17 protein-coding genes and 4 pseudogenes are annotated in these 16,971 nt (G+C 50.3%); 4 read left to right on the top strand and 17 right to left on the bottom strand.

Annotation, left to right across the window (positions count from 1 at the left end):
* Positions 1-46: 46 nt before the first annotated feature.
* Positions 47-1,432, top strand: a complete 1,386-nt coding sequence (locus P378_RS13765; RefSeq protein ID WP_099083646.1) for a methyl-accepting chemotaxis protein — start codon at positions 47-49, stop codon at positions 1,430-1,432.
* Positions 1,433-1,623: 191 nt separating this feature from the next.
* Positions 1,624-2,744 (top strand): annotated as a pseudogene (locus P378_RS13760) (PRK06851 family protein).
* Between the two features lie 389 nt (positions 2,745-3,133).
* On the opposite strand, the gene P378_RS13755 reads toward P378_RS13760, so the two are convergent.
* The 7 genes and pseudogenes from P378_RS13755 to P378_RS21990 form a co-directional block, all read right to left on the bottom strand.
* A complete protein-coding gene (locus P378_RS13755) occupies positions 3,134-3,817 on the bottom strand; it encodes a metal ABC transporter permease (protein WP_274378729.1) in 684 nt (227 codons plus the stop codon).
* Entirely contained in the window at positions 3,817-3,978 is a 162-nt protein-coding gene (locus P378_RS23115) for a metal ABC transporter permease (protein WP_274378728.1), read from the bottom strand. The genes P378_RS13755 and P378_RS23115 overlap by 1 nt, the downstream gene beginning before the upstream one ends.
* Positions 3,959-4,447, bottom strand: coding sequence for a metal ABC transporter ATP-binding protein (locus P378_RS23110; protein ID WP_207654054.1), 489 nt, complete (start codon positions 4,445-4,447; stop codon positions 3,959-3,961). Before P378_RS23110 ends, P378_RS23115 begins: the two co-directional genes overlap by 20 nt.
* The gene (locus P378_RS23105; RefSeq protein WP_207654053.1) at positions 4,417-4,743 is read right to left on the bottom strand and encodes an ATP-binding cassette domain-containing protein; all 327 of its coding nucleotides are present in this window, start codon (positions 4,741-4,743) and stop codon (positions 4,417-4,419) included. Before P378_RS23105 ends, P378_RS23110 begins: the two co-directional genes overlap by 31 nt.
* Positions 4,744-5,717: pseudogene (locus P378_RS13745) on the bottom strand (metal ABC transporter substrate-binding protein).
* A 201-nt stretch (positions 5,718-5,918) separates the two neighbouring features.
* A complete protein-coding gene (locus P378_RS13740; RefSeq protein ID WP_238473243.1) occupies positions 5,919-6,092 on the bottom strand; it encodes a hypothetical protein in 174 nt (57 codons plus the stop codon).
* The gene (locus P378_RS21990) at positions 6,032-6,310 is read right to left on the bottom strand and encodes a hypothetical protein (protein ID WP_238473245.1); all 279 of its coding nucleotides are present in this window, start codon (positions 6,308-6,310) and stop codon (positions 6,032-6,034) included. The genes P378_RS13740 and P378_RS21990 overlap by 61 nt, the downstream gene beginning before the upstream one ends.
* A 245-nt stretch (positions 6,311-6,555) precedes the next feature.
* Here P378_RS21990 and P378_RS13730 point away from each other — a divergent pair, with 245 nt between their 5' ends.
* Together P378_RS13730 and P378_RS13725 are read left to right on the top strand one after the other, a co-directional pair.
* Complete coding sequence (locus P378_RS13730) at positions 6,556-6,996, top strand: hypothetical protein (protein WP_238473236.1); 441 nt, start codon at positions 6,556-6,558, stop codon at positions 6,994-6,996.
* Positions 6,997-7,639: 643 nt separating this feature from the next.
* Positions 7,640-7,975 carry a DUF815 domain-containing protein gene (locus tag P378_RS13725; protein ID WP_476588330.1) on the top strand — a complete coding sequence of 112 codons (336 nt, stop codon included), beginning with the start codon at positions 7,640-7,642 and terminating at the stop codon, positions 7,973-7,975.
* Positions 7,976-8,094: 119 nt separating this feature from the next.
* Here P378_RS13725 and P378_RS13720 read toward each other — a convergent pair whose 3' ends face one another.
* The 10 genes and pseudogenes from P378_RS13720 to P378_RS13685 all read right to left on the bottom strand — a co-directional run bounded on the left by P378_RS13720 (position 8,095) and on the right by P378_RS13685 (position 16,935).
* The gene (locus P378_RS13720; protein WP_099083645.1) at positions 8,095-8,487 is read right to left on the bottom strand and encodes a transcriptional regulator; all 393 of its coding nucleotides are present in this window, start codon (positions 8,485-8,487) and stop codon (positions 8,095-8,097) included.
* Between the two features lie 102 nt (positions 8,488-8,589).
* Positions 8,590-9,096 (bottom strand): HD-GYP domain-containing protein, encoded by a 507-nt coding sequence (locus P378_RS21985; protein ID WP_238473235.1) that lies wholly within the window; start codon positions 9,094-9,096, stop codon positions 8,590-8,592.
* Positions 9,093-9,641, bottom strand: a complete 549-nt coding sequence (locus P378_RS21980) for a PAS domain-containing protein (RefSeq protein ID WP_238473234.1) — start codon at positions 9,639-9,641, stop codon at positions 9,093-9,095. The genes P378_RS21985 and P378_RS21980 overlap by 4 nt, the downstream gene beginning before the upstream one ends.
* Positions 9,642-9,779: 138 nt before the next feature.
* Positions 9,780-11,342 carry a methyl-accepting chemotaxis protein gene (locus P378_RS13710; RefSeq protein ID WP_099083644.1) on the bottom strand — a complete coding sequence of 521 codons (1,563 nt, stop codon included), beginning with the start codon at positions 11,340-11,342 and terminating at the stop codon, positions 9,780-9,782.
* A 105-nt stretch (positions 11,343-11,447) separates the two neighbouring features.
* Positions 11,448-12,176: a metallophosphoesterase gene (locus tag P378_RS13705; protein ID WP_099083643.1), complete on the bottom strand. Its 729-nt coding sequence runs from the start codon at positions 12,174-12,176 to the stop codon at positions 11,448-11,450.
* Between the two features lie 107 nt (positions 12,177-12,283).
* A complete protein-coding gene (locus P378_RS13700) occupies positions 12,284-13,162 on the bottom strand; it encodes a glycosyltransferase family 2 protein (protein ID WP_099083642.1) in 879 nt (292 codons plus the stop codon).
* Between the two features lie 181 nt (positions 13,163-13,343).
* Entirely contained in the window at positions 13,344-13,472 is a 129-nt protein-coding gene (locus P378_RS23100; RefSeq protein ID WP_274378727.1) for a hypothetical protein, read from the bottom strand.
* Positions 13,473-13,683: 211 nt separating this feature from the next.
* Positions 13,684-14,021, bottom strand: a pseudogene (locus P378_RS13695) (P-II family nitrogen regulator).
* Between the two features lie 39 nt (positions 14,022-14,060).
* Positions 14,061-15,435 (bottom strand): annotated as a pseudogene (locus P378_RS13690) (ammonium transporter).
* 180 nt (positions 15,436-15,615) lie between these two features.
* Positions 15,616-16,935 (bottom strand): ammonium transporter, encoded by a 1,320-nt coding sequence (locus tag P378_RS13685; RefSeq protein WP_099083641.1) that lies wholly within the window; start codon positions 16,933-16,935, stop codon positions 15,616-15,618.
* Positions 16,936-16,971: the final 36 nt, after the last annotated feature.

The raw sequence follows: 16,971 nt of genomic DNA, 5'->3' as shown, positions 1-16,971 counted from the left end.
TTTCCTGCGAAGGGGATGGGCGCTTTTTGGTTTGGGGGGAGAGTTGATGGCGGTGATTGAATTTGTGTCTGGCTTTGCGCTGGCATCTCTGATCTTTGCTGTTGTACACCGATGCCGCAAGAAACGGTATCATTTGTTCATGAGTAAACTTCAACAGGCGGCGGCCGACTGGCAGCGGGTTGAACTGCCTCCTGTGGACCGGCCCGCTGACGGTAAGGACGGTTCAAAATTAAGTGAAGCGGTTTGGCAGCTAATGAACCGGCTCCGGTTGTTGTCTCAGGAAATTCAACTGACGTCCCAGCAGGTACGGGCGGCCTCCGACCAGATGGACATTTCTGTTCGCTCCACCACAGATATCTTTCAGGCTTTTCAACAAATCCGGGGCATCGCCACGACCTTGCAAAATGCCGGTGAACGATTGGAAAAGGACTTCCTGGAGAGCGAGAGGGCCATTCAAGATAGTGTGCAGGCCATTCAGTCCGTCAATGACACTATTGAAGATATTCAATCCGGCAACAGCCAATTAAATGAACAAATTACAACATTAAAAGAAGCAGTGGAACAGGTCCGGTTTATTTCACAAAATATCGGGGAAATTTCTCAACAAACCAAACTGTTGGCTCTCAACGCGGCCATCGAGGCCGCCCGGGCCGGGGAACAGGGGCGGGGATTCGGTGTGGTGGCCCAGGAGATCGGCAAACTGTCGGATCTTACGGCCGGTGCGGTGAAACAAACCTCCGAGGTACTGGAGCAAATCAAGCAGGATGTAGCCACGGTGGTCAGCAGCATTAACGCCAGCTTAAATTCCTCCCGGGCAGCGGCCACCCAGTTATACAACATCCAGACTGTGTTTAACCGGAGCTTCGATTTTGTGCACAAAGTGAACAATACAGCACGGGAAACCCTGTGTGATGTGAATGGTAGCCTGCAGCAGGTGGCATCGGTACTGGAATCCCGCAACCGGGATCTGGAATCGGTGGTAAGCACTGGCATGCTGTTGGCCAACCTGGCCACGGATTTGGAAAAGGTAGTTGAAAACAGTCAGCTGTCCTATGTGGTACAGAAAAAAGCTTTATCCCGAATTGACCAAATAAAATCACTTTTAACCCAAGCTGCTCAGAACTCTGGGATCATTCAGATGGACAGGCCCCGGCACGAAAACATTCTTTTGCAACTAAAAGAGACCAACCCCGACATCGAAGCCATTTGGTCCAATGACTCTGAGGGCGCTTTCCTTTTTTCCCAGCCTGCCGCCGGCCTTGCCAACGCCAGAGTCAGAGAATGGTGGCAGCGGGCGGCTGCCGGTGAAATCTACATTTCACCGGTTTATATCTCGGCCATCACCAGACAGCCCTGCCTCACCGTCTCGGTGCCGGTTTCCCGGGGAGGTCAAGTCATTGGTGTGCTGGGGGCGGATGTGGGGTTGTCCTGAAGATGCTGCCATAAATTTCCCCCCGAAAAGATATCATACATGTCCTGTGTAATTAATACTTATTAAATATAATAGATTGTCACAGCGCAGTGACTCTGCTCATTAAGCGCCACCCTGGATTCAGGCCTCCCCTGATGCGTGGTGCTTTTTTGATGCACCTAATTTCCAAAATTTACAAGGGAGGTAAATTTATGGGTAAAGGCAAATTGAAAAAGGTTTTTCCCGGTGGAAATACCAGTCGCGGCTTTTTTTCCTATTACGACCATATCATCAATCCGGACGCCACCCGTATCCTGGTCATCAAAGGCGGCCCCGGCGTTGGTAAATCCACCTTTATGAGGTACATCGGGGAGAAAATGCTTGATCTGGGCTATGACGTTGAGTACCACTGCTGCTCATCGGACAACGGGTCCTGGACGGGGTTTGCATTCCCTCCATCGGCGTAGCCCTGCTGGACGGCACCGCCCCCCACGTGGTGGACCCTAAAAACCCGGGGGCAGTGGACGAAATTATTCACCTGGGCGACTTCTGGGACGAAGAAAAAATGAGGGAAAACAAGGAAGCTGTGTTAAAATCCAATGCCCGGGTGGGCCGCCTGTTTAAAATCGCTTACAGCCAGCTGGCCGAAGCCAGGGTCATTAAAGACGAGCTGGACAGCTACTATACCGAGGCCATGAACATGGCCTCCGTCAATGGCGTTATCCATGACATTACCGAGGATATCATTGAAGACGCAGAGATCCAGTTTGACCTGAAACCCAAGGACAGACACCTGTTTGCCACCGCTTTTACCCCCCAGGGTCAGGCACACTTCCTGGAAACCGTGTTAGACGGTGTTAAAAAACTGTATTTCATTACCAGCGATGCCAGTGCCCTTGGCTCGGAAGTGGTGGGCACCGTTGCCAGGGTCATGCATATGCACGGCCTGGATACGGACGTGTATCACTGCTCCTTTGAACCCACGGCGGTGGATTTGGTAGTAATTCCTGCCATGAAAACCGCTGTCATGAAGGATATTCCGGGTATCAACTTTAAAATCCAGTATATTCCGGGATTAAAGAAAGTAAGAATTAAGGACCTTAACCAGTATCTCGACCCAAATGTACTGGCGGTTTACGACAAAGAAATCAAGTGCGCCGGCGAGCGACTGCACTCCGCCCTCTGCCGGGCCATCAGCTACATTGCCGCCGCCAAGGCCGAACACGACGTCATGGAAACCTACTACATCCCGGCCATGGATTTTGAGGCTATCAATGCCAAACGGGACGAGGTACTGGCAAGAATTTTGAAGTATGCGGAGGAGTTTAAATAACCAGCGAAAATCACCCCGCCTGGATGAGGTCGGGGTGATTTTTATTGACTCAATAGTTATGCGTCCAATTAAAGGGATTTTGCGAAAAGTGTATAACTGATTCCATACTGCAAAAAGTGTTTGGTTAGACGTGTTGTCCGGATAGGGTGGCGTTCCCTCCACCACAAATCCCACTGTCACCGCATCGGCCGCACAGCAGGCAATCACATAACGAGCTACCAGGTAAAGGGGTTCTGGGCCGGCTGCGGACCAATTTCCCCGGTCATAGGTTGTCTTTGGCCTGAACATACCAAGCTCCTTAACGATGACAAAATATCAGGCACAAACAAAACATGAGTTAAATAGGGCTTATCGCCCCTATTCCTGACACCGCTGGTTTGCCTCCCCGGTTACCGGGTTTCCCCCAGGAAAACTTTTTCCTTTGTTACCGCCGGTTGACTTACCACCTTTTGATAGGCCAGTGTGGCAAGCAGCAGGAACACCGAAGTCATGACAATGGCCCCACCCGGAGCCAAGTTTATATAAAAGGATGCAAAAAGACCGACCATGATGGCAGATTCTGCAAACAAAACAGCCAGCAACAGGGCCCCGCGGAAACTGCCGGCGATACGCATGGCGGTGGCCACCGGCAATACCATCAGTGAGGAAACCAGTAAAATACCAACCACCCGGATTGACATGGCAATGGTCAAAGCTGTCAAAACAGTGAAGCAAACACTGATGGCCTCCACCGGAATACCGCTGACTCTGGCGTTCTCTTCATCAAAGGAAATGTAAAACAGTTCCTTTTTTAACAGCCAAACTAAAGTGAGAATGGCCGTTCCCTGTAGCAGGATAATTTTTAAATCCTTCAGGTTGATGGCTACAATACTGCCAAACAGATAACTCATGAAATTGGCGCTGTACCCCTTACCCAGGTCCAACAAAATGGCCCCGATGGCGACCCCTGAGGAAAGGAGAATGGCGATGGAGATTTCAGAATAACAGCGGAAGGTCTTGCGCAGCCTTTCGATGACCAACCCCCCGCCGGCAGCAAAAAGAGAAGCAGTCAATACGGGATGCACACCGGTCATCAGCCGGCCGCCACTCCCGACAGGCACACGTGAGCCAGGGCGTCGGCAATCATTGACATCCTGCGAAGGGCGATAAACAGCCCCACCGCCGGGCAGATCAGACCCACCAGGAGACCGGCCAGGATGGCCCTCTGCATAAATTCATAATGAAAGATTTCCATAGCACGGCTCCTTTGGCTGGGATTCTGATAATTGGACCATCATTCTTCTGCCGCAGTGCTTCATTTGCGCCTCAGGGCTGGTATACTGATGACATGCACAGGTGCAAATGCGCTTATCCAAACAAACCTGCCGCGTCATGATCGAGGCGATTCCCTCCAACTCGTGGGTAACAATGAGCATGGTGGTTCCCTGCTGCCGGTTTAGAGTCTTTAATAATTGATAGACTGCATCCAGGGCGCCCCTGTCCACTCCGGTACCGGGCTCATCAAGAATCAAGAGATCCGGTTCGCATACCAGGGTCCTGGCCAGTAAAACCCTCTGCTGCTGCCCGCCGGAAAGATTGCCCACCGGCTCATTGGCAAACTCCGTCATCCCCACCATCTCAAGTGCCTGGTCGGCCTTTATAAAGTCTTCTTTCAACAGGGGCTTGAACAACCCTACCTTGGGCGTCCTGCCGGAAACAACCACTTCCCTGGCTGTGGCGGGAAACTGTGTGTTGAAATGGGTAGCCTCTGGGAAAGATACCCGATGCGGTATCTTTCCTCAAACCTGGCTGAGTCCACCCCGAACAGTTTGATGGTGCCTGATGCGGGTTTTAACTGGCCCAGCAGCAATTTCAGCAGGGTGGTCTTACCGGCCCCATTGGGGCCGGTAATGCAGACAACCTCACCGGAGTCAATATTCAAATTAATATCATCCAATACGGTATGGCAGCCATAGGTAAAACTGAGCCGGCTGATCTCTAGTACCGTTTGCTTATTCATTTAGTTGGCCCCCAGTGCGATTTTCAGGTTCTGGAGATTTTGACGCATGACCGAAAGGTAATCCTGACCTCCGGCCATTTCCTGGTCGGACAGTCCTTCAAGGGGGTTTAATACCAGTGTTTCTGCCTTCAGTTCGCTGGCAATGGCCTCGGAAACCTTGGGACTCACCAGAGTCTCGAAAAAATATGCTTGATGTTTTTCTCCCGGGCCAGTTTCACCACTGCCGCCATATCTGCGGGGCTGGGTTCACTTTCGGCAGAAAGCCCCCGGACAGGGATTTCGGTAAGGCCATATCGCTTGGCCAAATAACCAAAGGCGGCGTGGGAGGTTACAAATTCTTTAATCTTTGTCTGGGCAAGCCCGGATTGATATTCCTCATGGAGCTTATCCAGTTCTTTCTTGTAAGACTCGGCATTGGCCTCATAGAAGGATTTATTTTTCTCATCGGCTTTACTTAAACCGGTCAGAATATTATCCACCATCACTTTGGCATTTAAGGGGTCCAACCAAACATGGGGATCCTTGCCACCATGATCGTGGCCATGCTCTTCTTGCTTGCCGGGTTCCTCCTGGTGAGAACCTTCCTTATGAGCATCCTGTTCATGGTCATGCTCTTCCTTGCCGTCCTGATGCTCATTGTGCTCGTGTTTGACACCCTCGATTAACTCGATATTTTGGCCACCATAAACAACCGTCACTTTGGTTTGATCTATTACGCTTAACACCTTGTCCGCCCAGGGTTCAACACCCGTCCCGCTGAGGATTAAAACATCGGCGTTGCTCATCTGCGCCACGTCCTGCGGGGTGGGTTCCCAATCGTGGGGTTCGGCACCGGGGGGAATAATGTTCGTAACGATGATCTTGTCCCCGCCGATTCGTTTGGCAAAGTCGTACAGGGGATAAATGCTGGTGTATACCTTGAGTTGGTCCTGCTGACCGGGCCCCTTTTCCTCTGTGGTGCTGCCGCAACCCACCAGCAGCCCCGACAACAGAAAAAGGGCTGCAAAAGTAAATATAATTCTTTTCAAGACCGCTGTTTTTACCTCCTTAATAAGAATTTTTCCGATTTAATAATTATTATTACAGCACTAACCAATATATGTCAACTTATATAAGGTAAATTTAGGAAAAATAACAACCTCCACATTTATACAGAGGTTGTTATAAAAATCTTTCTACTTATTATGGGTTTTTACAATAAACTTTTCCACTTTACCATTTATATCAATGCAGGTCCATTCGATCACTTTATCTCCCATTTTAGGGATCAGTCTGGCCGGATAGTACCCTAACTGGTAGGGAATTCTTGTTTCCAGGGCACCGGCAGGACAGGCCTTGATGCAAGCCATGCAGTCCCAGCAATCCCGGGCGGAGCGGCAAAAAGCCTTTTTTGTGGTTTCATCCATTTATCCACTCCGGTCTTTTCAAAGGCACTCACCAGGGAAAGGGAGCCGCAAAGCAGCAGCCAGGTGCCCCAGATGGTGTTGGACTGAACCTTTTTCCAGGAGAGGTTGGTAAGTCCGGGTATGAACAACAGCATGACGACCCCCAGGGTTACCACCGCCATTTTATACCCTACCGATCATTTGTTTGAATAATTCTATTTTGTTTGTAATATCTAAAAATTCTTATAAATATATATTTATGTTTTGTAACTATTTAAAAAAGTTCAAAAAAAATTATAATTATAAAGAGGATTTCACTGTTAGATGTCGAATGATGTCATCCTAAATTCTTTATAATTGAAATGTGTTTTTGTCACGATGTCGCCAAACTGATAAAACGCAATTACTATCCACAATGGAGGTTATCATGATACAGGTTAATAATTTCAAAGAGGTTGTTACTATTCGCAAGTCCTGTGGTGAAAAGGATTATTCATCCTGCAAAAACTACACCTGCCCGTTAAAGGCAAAGGGCACCCTTGGCCTGACTGTCTGTGAGTTGGTCACTTCCCATATCAATACCGAGCCGGCATCGGTGGAAATTGTATGCAATTGCCCCGTGGAAGATGATCCGCTGGGGATTAAAGACTTCTTTGAGCACTGTGAAAAGGGTTATATCCGACCCACTTCCCGGCAATTGGAGTTTATGAAGCGACAGCACGAAAAATGCCAGAACTGCCCTGCCAACACCCGGTACACCATGCACCACTCCAAATTAAACATAGAGATATCCCCCATCTGTGCACCACCCTTAAGGCTACGGCCCAAACCATCAGAGATGCCGCCAAAGGGGGAGCATGCTGCTTGATCAGTCCAAGGACCTCTAAAAAATTACCCAAGGCTCTTTCCATGGGCAAATAATTTTCGGATAAAAGCAAACCCGAGGGCAGGCTTTTTAGCATCCCTCGGGTTTTAATCATGGGGACAACGTTAGCATCAGCGATTCCGTGGCCGGTCTTTGGTCATTTTCCAGGTGTATACTTTCCAGGCCGATACTGTCCAGGATTTCATTAATTAATTCTTTATTCAAACTTTCACCCCTTTTGAAACAACTATCTAAATTTATATGCAGTCAGCGTACAGAAAATACCTAATAGGGTTTTGTCTGCAAACCACATCAAGAAGCCTCTGACCCTTGGTTGATCTCCTTCAGTTGTTGCAACATGACAAACAGGGTTCTGGTTGGCAAAGTTAAGAATGTCCTGCAAATTTCCTGAAACCACAGAAGTTATATTAAAGGGCGCCTTAAAGGGTGAAGATTATTATGGCATTCAAATTTCAGATACGGAGCACTTAATATTAGGCAATCTCACCTCCTCGACAGGATATTATGGTAGAAGAAACGCTGGATGCCATGCACCGGGCGGCATCTATGATCACATCGGCTTTGGCTTTGCCCGATACTCCGTTGATAAGAAGTGGCTGGTGCCCCACTTTGAGGAGACGAGGAGATGCTGTATGACAATGCCCTGCGGGCCATTGCCTACCTGGAACCTACCAAATCACCTCCCCATGTTTGTATTTATGTAACCTCCAATCAAAGAAATCTCTTCAAAGAGTATTTTGGAGAACGGACCACCCGGATAGCCGGAGACGGTGAAGTTCACCCCGGGGACACCATGCAGGAAAAACTGTCCCTGGCGGACCGCTTTGGCTTGAAAATCACTTTCCTGGCGCCGGACAAGGAGGCCTTCTTAAACATTGTACGGGAACTGGCGGCACAGGAGGGAATTAAAATCGACCCCGGCACATTGGAAAGATTGGCCCTGGACGCTCTGGAACAATGAACGTTCCGGTCGAACCGCCCGTCAATTCATTGACCATATCAAAGACAGGGATGACTTTAATATCTTTTAGCGTCAGTCCATAAAAATCCCTTACCGTAGACAGGTAAGGGATTTTTCCTTTATTTCAGTTCCTGGAGTTTTTCTTGTTCCAGCATAACCTGGATTAAAGCATCCAGTTCTTCGTCGGTGATCCCCCTGGCAGCCTGTTCTTTGCTGATACGCAGAAATGGGGCCAGTCCGCCGCTCATCAGCTTTTGCTGGTCAAACACATTTAACCGGGAAAGAATCCGTTTAGGACCCACCACGTCGTCCCCCAGGAAGTAATAGACGTTAATGCCGGTTGCCAGGGCAATGGCCTGGACAATGGCAAGGTGGGAAGCTTTTTTGGGGTTAAACTGTTTTAGGCCTTCAATATCCGAAACTTCCAGCATGGTCCTTTGGGCCAGTTCTTCCAGGGAGATTTTTCTTAACTCAATAATTTCCTGCACTTTCGGTAAAATGTTCTTTGCCAACGTAAATCCTCCTGATATGCATTCATTAGCACGTATAATGAAAGGGTGATTTGTCCTTAAAATCCCCTGAATGAAGATTTTTAAAACTTGCTTTAGCGGGAGCTAAACTGCGGGTTGGTCCGGAGCCAGGAGATTGCCAACGTTCCTTTCCAAAGTTGTACCCGAAACGAATTGAATAAAATGATTGACGATCGTCGGGTCAAACTGGGTGCCGGCACAGCGCTGCAGCTCTTCCAGCGCGTACTCTATGGTAAACCGCTTGCGGTAACTGCGGTCTGAGGTCATGGCCTCAAAGGAATCCGCCACGGTAATGATGCGGCTGATCAGGGGTATGTCCTCACCCGCCAGCCCGTCCGGGTATCCCCGTCCGTCATAACGTTCATGATGGGCCCGAACAATGGCCACCAGATCGGAAAAGGTATCTATCTGTTTCAGAATATTGGCTCCCATAACGCTGTGTTCTCTGATTTTGTTGAACTCATCTTCGGTTAACCGGCCGGGTTTGTTTAAAATATGTTCCGGAATGCCGATTTTACCAACATCATGGACAAGGGCCGCAACATACACCACTTGATTAAGTTCCTGCATTCCCATTGCCGCGGTGATCATCTGGCATACTCCGCCACCCTTTCCGAATGGCCCCTTGTGTAGTCATCCCGGGCACCGATGGCTTCGGAAAAGGCCCGTACTGTTTGCAGTTGCTGGGCATTAATCATTTCCTTCAAATTTTGATTATTCCGCTCCAGACTCCGGTACAGGGTTAAATCTTTATCCAAGGCGTATACCCCGGCGGTTCTTCCCCGGGCATCCCGTAAAATTCCCGTTGTGGTGCGGCAGACAAAAAAGCTCTTCAGCAGCGGGGATTTAATACCGGTTTCCCTGTCTTTAAACTCCCTGCCTGTTTCCAGGGTTTCAATGATGGGGCTTATGTAATTTCCTTGATAGTCAAATTTTTTGCCTTCATAGACTACCTTTACCAGGGATTGACCCATCAGCTGTTTGGGGTTTACACTCAGAAGTCTGCCTACGGCAGGATTCATGGCAATAATGATGCCCCGGTGGTCGATTACGGTAATTAGATCATCGGAAGATTCCATGATCATCTGTGTAAATTTTTTCAACTCGGGGATGTTTATGAGAGCGTTTTTGGGCACCGTCATTCCCTCCTCCCAGGGAAGCTTCTTCTTCCATCGGGTCGCACCTAAATTTTACCTTAGTATTACGGTATATGACAACAAAAACGTACCAAATAGAGAGTAAAGGTTGCACAAAATGTACAACCTTCAACCGTTTTATACTTTAAACTTGGCTACAAGATGCTGGAGTTCATCGCCCATCCTGGCCAGATCCTGGGAAGCGCCGGCAATCTGCTGAACCGTGGCGCTGGCCTGCTGGGTTGCGGCGGCCAGGCTTTGGGCACTAAGACTGTTTTGTTCTGCCCCCTCAGCAATTTCACTGATGATGGTAACCGTGCGCTGAACTTGCTCTACGATTTCCTTTAAGGACTGGCCGGCGGAATGAACCACCTGAGTTCCCTGGTGCACCTCCTGCACGCCCAGGTTCATATCCTTCACCGCCTGTACGGTCTCCTGCTGGATTTGTTTAATAATGGTGCTGATCTCTTTAGCTGCCTGGGAGGACTGTTCCGCCAGCTTCCGCACTTCTTCCGCCACCACGGCAAAGCCCCGGCCCTGTTCGCCGGCTCTGGCGGCCTCAATGGCTGCATTTAAGGCCAGCAAATTGGTCTGATCCGCTATGCCGGTGATCACATCAGTGATCTTACCAATATCCTGGGACCTTTCTCCCAACCGGACCACCTGTTCGGAGCTCTTGTCCACCCTTGTCACAATGGAATTCATTTTTTCCACTGCCTGTTCCACCGCCAGGTTGCCCTGCTCCGCGGCCTTTTCAACTTCCCGGGAAACCACAACGGCGTTGGCGGCCCCTGATGCCTCCTGGCTGGCGGCGCTGGCCAGTTCAGTGGTTGTGCTGGTAATTTCCTCCACCGAGGCGCTCACCTGCTGGCTGGCCGCCGACAGTTCCTGGCTGTGGGCGACCAGGTTGTTACTCTTTTCCACCACCTGCCTGGCCATATCGTGCAGGTTTTCCACCATCTTGTTAAAGGCCATGGCCAGGTGGGCCAGTTCGTCATTCCCCTTCACTTCCACCCTTTGTGTAAGATCGCCGCCGGCCGCCACCGTAGTCTCCTGAACCAGGCGGTTAATAGGCCTGGTCACCGCCCGGGAGGAAAGGATGCTGAACATAACACCGAGCAGCACCGCAACCACACCAAAACCCATGGCGATTTCTTTTGTCTCTATACTGGCCTGCAGTGAGTTATTTTCTGCAGTCTTGCTTTCCTGCTTTTTATACTCTACATAGGCATCAATGGCTTCCCTTAATTGTTTGGCCAGCGGGTTAAACTGCTCTGCTTTAATTTGTCGTGCCTCTTCTATTTTGCCCTGCTCCACCAGGGGAACAATTCCAGAATGGAAAACCTGTTCCATTTGCTTATTTAAGTCCCGTACCCTGGTAATTCTGTCCAGGTTGACTTTTTGCCGGGTGATTTTGATTAATGCTTCTTCACGCTCCAGGGCCTCTTTTATTTTCTGTTCCACTTTTTGCTTATCATCCTGGGCGCCTGTCAGTAAATACTCCCTGATCAGAGAAGATTGCTCCTCAACGTAGTAGGAGATAGCAATTCCTTCCATGGTGCGTACGTTGTGCTTTTGTAAGCCGTCAATCTCTGTCGTAATCTGATTTACTTTGTAAATCATAACTCCTGCCAAAAGACCTGCCAGAGAAAGGATAACGCAGTACCCCAGCACAATCCGGGTTGTGAGCTTTAGTTTCATTTCCTTCCCTCCCCCAAGAGATACCTTCAAAAGAAAATCTGTGACAAAAATATATACCAATTCGGGAAATTTTTTCAACTAAAATTTGAAGGGTTGTGGAAAAAACTATTTTTCTGCAATTAACACCGGGGAAAAATTAAGATAATCGGCGCTGACCAGATGAAACTTAATACCCCAGGCTTCATCCGGCAGCCGGTAATTCCTGGCCCGGTCGTGCAGGTGGCCGTAAACCACCCGGCTCACTTCATATTCACAAAGAAGATCAATAAAACCAGAGCGTTCATGAACCTCATTGGTGGGCATAAAATGTATCATCACCATGATTTCGCCGGGATTGCCCTTAACACTGCGCAGGGAGTTTTCCAAACGAATCAGTTCTCTTTTATAGATTTTTTCGTCCTGCTCGGTGAACTGGTGGCTGTTGGGGCAGGTCCACCCCCTGGTGCCGCAGATGGCGGTATCGCCTACCAGAGCATGGTCGTTCTGAATGAGTTTTACATTTTCCGGAACAAAGGCACGGGTTTTGGAAACTCCCTGCCACCAGTAGTCGTGATTGCCCGGCACGGCATAAATGGTGCCCGGCAGCAGTCCTAAAAAATCTACATCATGCCGGGCTTCCTCCAGTCTGGTGGCCCAGGAAATGTCTCCGGGCAGCAAAACGATATCGTCCGGTTGCACCAGGGCACGCCAGTTTTCATAAATTTTCTGGTAGTGCCTGTGCCACTCGGGATTAAAAATATCCATTGGTTTATGAAGTTCCACCTGGTCCCAGTTGTTCGGGTCTACCGGTTTGGTTAAGGAAAGGTGCAAATCACTGATACTAAAAAATCTCACATCTAACAACTTCCTTTCCAAAACTACGGGTGGTGCTGTCCTGGATTACACCAATATCTGGTATCTAGACTTATCTTATCCCGCTGGTTTAAGGGTTGTCAACCTTGTTAAAGGGGAATTTGAAATTTCTCCATAAACCAGTCGTCATCGTACTTTCGCCGCTGGAAGTACTGCCGCCGCTGTTCCAAAACATCACTTTCAAAAAGGATTTCGGATACCAACTGGCCAAAGTTTTTCAGATCGGAGAACATATTCATGACATTTCCCAGCCGCCGGGGATTGAAATGGCTAAAAGCCAGACGCATGGCGTTGTAGGCATACTCCTCCATGGTGATGGGATAGGGATGCCGGCTGCGAAAATAGTGTTTGATGACAACCCCGGGGTCCACCAGCACCCGGTAACCAAACAGCCAGAGTTTGAGAGAAAACTCCGTATCTTCATACCCGTAAATCCGAAAACCCCGCTCAAATCCCCCCACGTCATAAAAGACCTCCCGCCTCACAGCCACACAGCCACCAGGAGCAAAGGGGACTTCCACGATACCGCCGGGGCCGGGCAGCCACCTGGCTTCCATGGCTTCATTCCAGGTCAAGCCGTAGCCGATGGCATAAACCTGGTTCATATTGGCGATGCCCGGCGATACCGCACCGATTCCTTCTTCCCCAAGGTCTTCGGCCAAAAGATCCAGCCAATCTTCCTCCACCGTAATGTGGGCATCGCAAAAAACCAGCACCTCTCCCGAGGACCGCCGGGCTCCCAGATTTCTGGCGTTGGCTGCCCCAATCCCCGTGGTGTTAATGAGTTTGACCCGGGGGTAGGTTTTTCGCCTGCTCTGGAGAAAGGCGCAGCAGCCGTCCGTGGAGCCGTCGTTCACCACTGTAATATCATACGGGATCTGGCTGGGCGTATCCAGGATGGACTCGATGGTTTGTTTAATAAGGTCCCCTTCATTTTTACAGGGAATCACAATGGAAACCTGCGGCATGGATGTTCCCCTTCCTGTTTTCCAATTTCTATATTTTATGAACCCGGGGATCAGAAATTGTCCGGCACGGGGAACTTCTCCCGCGTAAATGAAAAAATACCTGCCCCAGGGACAGGTATTCAAAACCTTACTATTTTTGTACTTTTAACATGCGGACAACTGTTTGATCGTAGGGGGATTTCTACCATTTGTGGAATTGAACGAGCTCGCCGTCAATTTCCGCCGGGGGTTTCGGCATGACAGAGGTTTTTACAACATCTGCATAAGCCGCCTGGTTAAAGACCAAGCCGGTGGCCAGGCAGCCCGCCACCAGGGCACCCACATTTTTTGCCCAAAGGAACTCACTCCCTCAAGAATCGTTTACCAGTAATGACGGTTTACCCAAAGATATGTAACAGGGTGCTGTAAAATTTTTGCACTGCCGGAAACTTATAAAATAATATACGCCGGTGGTCAAAAAGATACCCCGGCTTGGCCGGGGCTTAAATTAGAATATGGAGGAGTGTATGGAGTTTAAATGATTAAACGGCGTCATCACCCTGTTCGCCGGTCCTGATGCGAATAACGTTGCTGACCGGATAAACAAATATTTTACCGTCTCCGATTTCTCCGCTGCGGGCCGCGTCACTGATTGCATTAACGCATGCATCAACCCATTGATCCTTGACAATAACCTCTACCTTCACTTTAGGCAGCAGGTTTATGCTGTACTCCGCTCCCCGGTACACCTCGGTGCGTCCCTTCTGGTGCCCGCAGCCAATGACCTGGGAAACGGTCATCCCGTGAACGCCCAGTTTATTGAGGCATCTTTGACTTCTTCCAGTTTGCCGGGACGGATAATGGCTTCTATCTTGGTCATAGGGTTTCCCTCCTTAAGTAGATACTGGTTTTACAAATCTTAGACTGTTTTGACCGCTGTACTGGCAGCACCTGAGGAAACCTTACCTTCTCTGGTCAAAGAACCGCCAAAGGTGTCCGCATAGGCATAGGCGTTTTCACCGTGCACGCTGACATCAAGACCGATCACTTCGTCATCCGCGCTCACTCGCAGGCTGGTAAAGAGGCTGATGGCTTTCAGAATGATAAAGGTGGCCAGGCCGGCAAAAAGGATGGTGGCACCCACACCAATCAACTGTGTGGTAAGCTGGGCGGCGTTCCCGTAGAACAACCCGTCGGCGCCTGCCTCGTTGACAGCCTTGCTGGCGAACAGGCCGGTGGCGATAGCGCCCCAGGTGCCGCCTACACCGTGAATACCAAAGGCATCCAAAGAATCGTCATAACCCAGTTTGGCTTTTATGACTGCCACGGCAAAGTAGCACAGGGGGCCAACCACCAGACCGATCATGATGGCGGGCATGGGGGCCACAAAACCGGCGGCCGGGGTAATGGCCACCAGACCGGCCACTGCACCGGAGACACAACCCAGTACGGTGGGTTTGCCATGGTGGGCCCATTCCGCCAGCACCCAGGAGAGACCCCCGGCCGCAGCGGCAATGTGGGTTACCGCAAAGGCGCTGGCAGCCAGCCCGTTGGCGGCCAGGGCACTGCCGGCATTAAAGCCAAACCAGCCGAACCAGAGCAAAGCAGCGCCAAGAACAGTCATAGGGAGGTTGTGAGGAACCATGGGTTCACTGCCATAGCCTTTCCTCTTGCCGATCACCAGGCGGCTACCAATCCCGCCACCCCGGAGCTGATGTGTACGACGGTGCCGCCGGCAAAGTCCAGGGCGCCCATCTGCATTAACCAGCCGCCGCCCCAAACCCAGTGGCACAGGGAGAATAAACGATGGTGGCCCACAGAACGATAAAGGCCAGGAAAGCCGGAAAGCGCATTCTTTCAGCAATGGAACCGGAAATAATGGCAACGGTAATCAGTGCAAACATGAGCTGGAAGGCCATAAAGATAAAGTGAGGGATGGTGCCGCTGCTGGGCTCCTGCCCGACTCCTTTGAGTCCCAGGTAATCCAGACCGCCGATAATACTGTTAACATCCGGCCCAAAGGCCAGGGTATAACCGTATAAAGACCAAATGATACTCACCACACAGATCACGATAAAACTTAGCATAATGGTACTGAGAACATTCTTCTTCCTGACCATACCGCCATAAAACAAGGCCAGGCCAGGGGTCATAATCATCACCATCGCTGTGCAGATAATGATAAAGGTTGTGTCACCGGTATCAATGGCAGGGGCGTCTCCGGCCCAGGCGATACCGGGCAGTAATAATAAGGCCAATAATGAAATAAGGAATGTTTTCAACCTGCTCCTCATGGTAAACCCTCCTGTTTAAAGTATTTTTATTTGAAGCCTCCCTGTGGGTACCCTGGTTCAGAAAGACCTCCTGTTAAAAGTGAAGACGCCCCATCCAAGGGGGATTTCAACCACCTACCCTTGAATCAAGCGCCTTCGCTAATAACACAACCTCGTGTTAGTATTTAATTGTTTCATCGATCAAGTTGCCAATTTTTGTTTTATTTCCCCGACAGCGGGGCAGACACCGAAATCCGGTGCCGGTAATCCGTCCAGCCCCTGATTGAGGGCATTTCCACTGTAGGCCGGAATACCATGTTCCACAAGGTCCAGCCCCTCCAATTCTTCATCGGCGGAGACTCTGACACCCACTGTCTTTTTAATTAAATAAAAGGTTAGATAACTGACGCCAAAGGCCCAGGCAGACACCGCCAGCAGGCCCAATGCCTGAACCTCCAGCAGGTGGAAACCGCCGCCGTAAAGCAACCCGCCGTCTTCGGCAAAGATGCCCACAGCCAGGGCCCCAAAGGAACCACAAACACCGTGTACCGCAATGGCACCCACCGGGTCATCGGCCTTTAATTTATCAAAGAAAGGTACCGCTAGGACCACCAGGACACCGGCCACCGCTCCTATCACCACGGCGCCGGCCGGGCTGACAAAGGCGGTTCCCGCAGTGACCGCCACCAGGCCTGCCAGAACACCGTTAATGGTCATACTGGGGTCGGGCTTGCCGTATTTAAACATGGTATAGAGCGTTCCCATGGTGCCCCCGGCTGCTGCCGCCAGGTTGGTGGTTACCGCAATGCGGGCGATATTGCTGTCCAATCCGGTTAAGGCACTGCCGGGGTTGAAGCCGAACCAGCCTACCCAGAGAATAAAGGCTCCCAGAGCCGCCAGGTGCATATTATGGGCCGGCAGAACATTCACGGAACCGTCCGGGTTGTATTTCCCGGTGCGGGGTCCCAGGACAAGCACCGCCGCCAGGGCGCTCCAACCACCCACGGCGTGAACGGCGGCGGAACCGGCAAAATCCTTCATGCCCAGTTGGGCCAGCCAGCCGTCGGCGGACCAGATCCAGTGACCGGCTACGGGATAGATGATGGCGCAGGTGACGATGGAGTAGATAATGTAGGGTGCAAATTTCATTCTTTCGGCCACCGCCCCGGAAACGATGGAAGCCACCGCCACCGCAAAGGCCGCCTGGAACAACCAAAAAGCATAGACGGGAATTCGTAAACCCAGGTGACTGAAATCACCTTGTATAAAAAAGCCGCTGGTGCCAAACAGCCCTGCCTTATCCAAACCATACATGACAGCAAAACCAATGGCCCAGTAACTCAGTATTCCTACCGTGCAGTCCATAAATACTTTCATGACAATATTAAGAGAGTTTTTAGCCCGGATAAATCCGGCTTCCAAAAAGGCAAAACCGGCTTCCATAAAAAAGACCAGTGCTGCGCAAAGCAAAACCCAAACCGTATCAATACCCGCAGCCAATGTTTGAACATCCAACTCCATTGTTTTCCTGACCTCCTCGTCTTATAAAGAACAAAA

The sequence above is a fragment of the Desulforamulus profundi genome (assembly GCF_002607855.1).
Note: the sequence above shows the minus strand (reverse complement) of the source record. Positions and strands in the feature narration are given on the sequence as shown.

What these genes read in the sequence shown, in the direction of transcription:
- P378_RS13765 (WP_099083646.1), top strand. Translation starts at nt 47, where the DNA reads ATGGCGGTGATTGAATTTGTGTCTGGCTTTGCGCTGGCATCTCTGATC.
- P378_RS13755 (WP_274378729.1), bottom strand. Translation starts at nt 3,817, where the DNA reads ATGACCGGTGTGCATCCCGTATTGACTGCTTCTCTTTTTGCTGCCGGC.
- P378_RS23115 (WP_274378728.1), bottom strand. Translation starts at nt 3,978, where the DNA reads ATGGAAATCTTTCATTATGAATTTATGCAGAGGGCCATCCTGGCCGGT.
- P378_RS23105 (WP_207654053.1), bottom strand. Translation starts at nt 4,743, where the DNA reads ATGAATAAGCAAACGGTACTAGAGATCAGCCGGCTCAGTTTTACCTAT.
- P378_RS13740 (WP_238473243.1), bottom strand. Translation starts at nt 6,092, where the DNA reads ATGGCTTGCATCAAGGCCTGTCCTGCCGGTGCCCTGGAAACAAGAATT.
- P378_RS21990 (WP_238473245.1), bottom strand. Translation starts at nt 6,310, where the DNA reads ATGGCGGTGGTAACCCTGGGGGTCGTCATGCTGTTGTTCATACCCGGA.
- P378_RS13730 (WP_238473236.1), top strand. Translation starts at nt 6,556, where the DNA reads ATGATACAGGTTAATAATTTCAAAGAGGTTGTTACTATTCGCAAGTCC.
- P378_RS13725 (WP_476588330.1), top strand. Translation starts at nt 7,640, where the DNA reads ATGCTGTATGACAATGCCCTGCGGGCCATTGCCTACCTGGAACCTACC.
- P378_RS21985 (WP_238473235.1), bottom strand. Translation starts at nt 9,096, where the DNA reads ATGATCACCGCGGCAATGGGAATGCAGGAACTTAATCAAGTGGTGTAT.
- P378_RS13710 (WP_099083644.1), bottom strand. Translation starts at nt 11,342, where the DNA reads ATGAAACTAAAGCTCACAACCCGGATTGTGCTGGGGTACTGCGTTATC.
- P378_RS13700 (WP_099083642.1), bottom strand. Translation starts at nt 13,162, where the DNA reads ATGCCGCAGGTTTCCATTGTGATTCCCTGTAAAAATGAAGGGGACCTT.
- P378_RS13685 (WP_099083641.1), bottom strand. Translation starts at nt 16,935, where the DNA reads ATGGAGTTGGATGTTCAAACATTGGCTGCGGGTATTGATACGGTTTGG.